Below are 3,805 nucleotides of genomic sequence, written 5' to 3' on the forward strand. Positions count from 1 at the left end.
CATTTTGGACGAGGCGCAAAAAATCAAAAATTACGAAACGCAAACGGCGAACGCCGTAAAGGCCATCCGCAAAACACACGCTTTGGTGATTACCGGCACACCCTTGGAAAACAAGTTGTTGGACCTGTATTCCATCGTCCAATTTCTAGATCAGGATTTTCTAACGCCCCAGTGGGAATTTTCATATCAGCACTGCATTTTCGATAGCAACCACAAGAACAAGATCAGCGGATACTACAATCTTCAAAATCTGAAAGTGCGGCTAGAATCCATCCTTATCCGCAGGGAAAAGAAAGAAGTTTTCGACCAATTGCCCAACGTTATCCAAAAAGATATCTATGTAAAACTTTCACAAGAACAGGCAGGGCTGCACAACAGCTTTGCGGGCGGTATCGGGGCCATCCTTCGTAAAAAGTTCAAGACCACTTATGATTGGCAAAAGCTGATGCACCTGCTGACCAATATGCGTATGGTCTGCGATTCCACCTATTTGATCGATAAGGAAACGCATATCTCACCAAAAATGGTCGAGCTGCAAGACATCCTTATAGACAAATTGGATATTAAAAACGCCAACAGAAAGATCATCATCTTTTCGGAATGGGTTACGATGCTGCAACTGATCGGCGATATGCTCAAAAAGGAGAGCATCACCTTTACGACCCTTACGGGAAAAGTGCCGGTAAAAAAACGCGGTGCCATTATCAAGGAGTTCGAGGACAACGTCGAATGCAAGGTCTTTCTTTCCAGCGAATCCGGCGGGGCGGGACTCAACCTTCAAGTAGCCGATACGGTCATCAATTTTGAACTTCCGTGGAATCCCGCCAAAAAGAACCAGCGTATCGGCCGCATCGATCGCATCGGGCAGAAAAAACAAAAACTGCACGTATTCAATCTACTTTCCTATGGTTCCATAGAAATGAAGATCGCCACGGGGCTGCTGTTGAAGCAAAACCTTTTTGAGGGTGTATTGAATTCGAGTAGTCTGACCGATGAGGTCGATTTTTCGGAAAAAGGGAAATCCCAGTTTATCAAACAGCTCGAAGAGGCCATCAGCGGTAACGATTTTACGACCGGCACCGAAGAAGACCAGATTCTTGAAAATCAGGAAACCGAGGACCTTCAAGAAATGGTCGCGGAAGAGGATTCCGAAAATTACACTAAAAACGGATCGGAAAAATCGGCTACACAAGCAACGGCATCCGCAACGGACGACCCGAAAAAACCGGAACCCAACTTCGCACAGATGGAAGAGGTCATGACCAAGGGCATGGAGTTCTTGACCGGTATCTACAAAATGAGCACCGGCAACGATATCGCAGACAATGGTAAGCCCAAAGTAAACGTAAACAAAGAGACGGGCGAGGTTTCGATTACGTTTAAAATGGATTTTTGAGGGCGGTAACAATTTCACCGTACCTTAGTCCAACAAGAAATTCGAAGAGATGGACATCGCTTTACTTATTTTGGGATTTATTCTCATGCTCGTCGGCATACTCGGCAGCTTCCTTCCCGTACTCCCCGGACCGCCAATAAGCTGGGTGGGGCTTTTGCTGTTGCATCTTACCAAGGCGGTACCCCAGAACTGGACGTTTTTGGGCATTACCGCCGTGGTAGCCGTTGTAGTATTGGCGCTCGATTATATCATTCCCGCAATGGGCACCAAGAAATTCGGGGGCAGTAGGGCTGGCATGGTCGGCACGACTATCGGGTTGTTGGTGTCGTTGGTCTTTCCGGTGCTGGGTATCTTCGGGATTATTGTTTGGCCCTTTGTCGGTGCCTTGGTCGGGGAACTCATCAACAAAGCGGACCAAAAAACAGCCTTAAAGGCCGCCTTCGGATCTTTTATGGGCTTTTTGACCGGAACTTTTTTAAAATTCCTGGTTGCCGTGGTATTTTTGGGATTTTTTATTGCAAAGGCGTGGGAGTATCGGGCGGGGTTGTTTCCGTTTTTGGACTAACTACTCCATCCAATCCACCTTCTCCCCTATTGGTCTTCGCGTTTGCTGATCAACTTCCCCATCATAATGCCCCATATAAAAGAAGCCCAAACAGACCTCTCCATCGTTTAGCTCGAAAAACTCTCCCATGTACTTGATGAGTCCCGGGGAGCTCCAATAGCAGCCTATGCCCATTTCGGTACAACAGAGCCACATGTTCTGTACGGCCATGGCGGTGGCGGCGACCTCTTCCCAATCAGGCAAGCTTTCCAATGGGTCGCGCTGCATGCAGATAGCAATTATCGCCCCCGCCCTTTTCGGGTTTTCGATGAGCTTCTTGGTCTTCACCTGTTTGGGACGGGTTTCGGTCTCCAAATATTTGTAGGATAGAAAAAGTCCTAATTTTTCCTTTGATTCGCCCATCAGGACCTTAAACCGCCAAGGTTCGGTCTTCTTGTGGGTCGGTGCCCAGTTCGCGGCCTCCAGAATCTTTTCGATATCGGATTTGGCAATGGGTCGGTCATTGTATTGTGCAGGAAAGACGGAGCGTCTCTTTTTTATCAAGTCGAAGATCATAACAACACTATTAATCCATAAAGTTAAAACATTCCCTTCGCTATTCTCGAATGGAATGAATACTTTTAAACTACTCAAATTCATAGCTTGATGAGATCAGTGCCCAAAAACTTTAATTTCGGGGAAGATCATCTTACCGCCGGTATCGCTTTGGCGATTGGCAGGGGCGAGACTTCCGGAAAACTTTTAAAAGCATCTAGAACAAAAATAAACGCCAGCCATAAGATCGTAGCCGACATCGTCGAACAAGGTCATCCGGTCTATGGAATCAATACGGGCTTCGGACCACTATGTACCACCAGTATTTCGAAGGAGGAAACAAAGACATTGCAATCCAACATCCTGAAAAGTCATAGTGTGGGAATAGGAGACCCCATACCGACCGAGATAGCAAAACTGATGCTTGTTTTAAAGGTGCATTCTTTGGCAAAAGGCTATTCGGGTATTGCCGAAACTACCTTAAAAAGGATACTCTGGCATATTGAAAACGATGCGGTTCCCGTAGTTCCGTCACAAGGTTCCGTAGGTGCATCGGGAGATCTTGCACCGTTGGCCCATTTATTTCTCCCGTTAATCGGATTGGGAAAAGTCGAATATCAAGGCAAAATAATCCCGACATCGGCCTTTTTCGAGAAAACGGGATTACCCTCTTTGGAATTGGGCCCAAAGGAAGGTTTGGCCTTGATCAACGGCACCCAATTTATAGCAGCGCATGCGGTCAAAGTAGTCGAAAGATTGCACAACTGTCTATCGCAAGCCGATGTTATCGGTGCCATGATGATCGAAGGCCTTCAAGGTTCGGTCAAGCCTTTTTACAATGAACTTCATGCCTTGCGCCCTTTTAAAGGAAACATACATGTGGCCAAACGGATCAAAAGGTTGCTAAAAGGTTCGGAGATACTGGAAGACCATATCGATTGCGAACGGGTGCAAGATCCGTATTCGCTGCGCTGTATCCCCCAAGTGCATGGGGCATCGCGAAATGCTTGGCTGCACCTGAAAGAGTTACTTGAAATTGAGTTAAATTCGGTAACGGACAATCCCGTTATCATCAATGGGGAATTAACTATTAGTGGAGGCAACTTCCATGGGCAGCCCTTGGCTATGGCCTTGGATTATGTCTGTTTGGCCGCTTCCGAAATCGGGAATATCTCGGATAGACGTGTTTATCTGGCCTTGGAAGGCAATAGCCCCGGAGTACCAAAATTATTGATGGACGATACGGGAATCAACTCCGGCTATATGATTTTGCAGTACACCACGGCCGCTTTGGCCAGTGAGAACAAAGG

4 protein-coding genes are annotated in these 3,805 nt (G+C 46.9%); 3 read left to right on the forward strand and 1 reads right to left on the reverse strand.

The features are described from left to right. Both ACEW8S_RS10430 and ACEW8S_RS10435 read left to right on the forward strand, forming a co-directional pair. The coding region (locus ACEW8S_RS10430) for a DEAD/DEAH box helicase (protein ID WP_373518093.1) at nucleotides 1-1,396 on the forward strand (1,396 nt) is incomplete at its 5' end. A 49-nt stretch (nucleotides 1,397-1,445) separates the two neighbouring features. Then, the gene (locus ACEW8S_RS10435; protein ID WP_373518094.1) at nucleotides 1,446-1,961 is read left to right on the forward strand and encodes a DUF456 domain-containing protein; all 516 of its coding nucleotides are present in this window, start codon (nucleotides 1,446-1,448) and stop codon (nucleotides 1,959-1,961) included. On the opposite strand, the gene ACEW8S_RS10440 is transcribed toward ACEW8S_RS10435, so the two are convergent. Then, entirely contained in the window at nucleotides 1,962-2,516 is a 555-nt protein-coding gene (locus ACEW8S_RS10440; RefSeq protein WP_373518095.1) for a nitroreductase, read from the reverse strand. It abuts the gene before it with no gap. 90 nt (nucleotides 2,517-2,606) lie between these two features. Between ACEW8S_RS10440 and hutH the strand changes: the two genes are divergently transcribed. Further along, a partial coding sequence (hutH, locus tag ACEW8S_RS10445; protein WP_373518096.1) for a histidine ammonia-lyase occupies nucleotides 2,607-3,805 on the forward strand: 1,199 nt, incomplete at its 3' end.

It is taken from the genome of Pricia sp. (assembly GCF_041745955.1).
Taxonomy (GTDB): domain Bacteria; phylum Bacteroidota; class Bacteroidia; order Flavobacteriales; family Flavobacteriaceae; genus Pricia.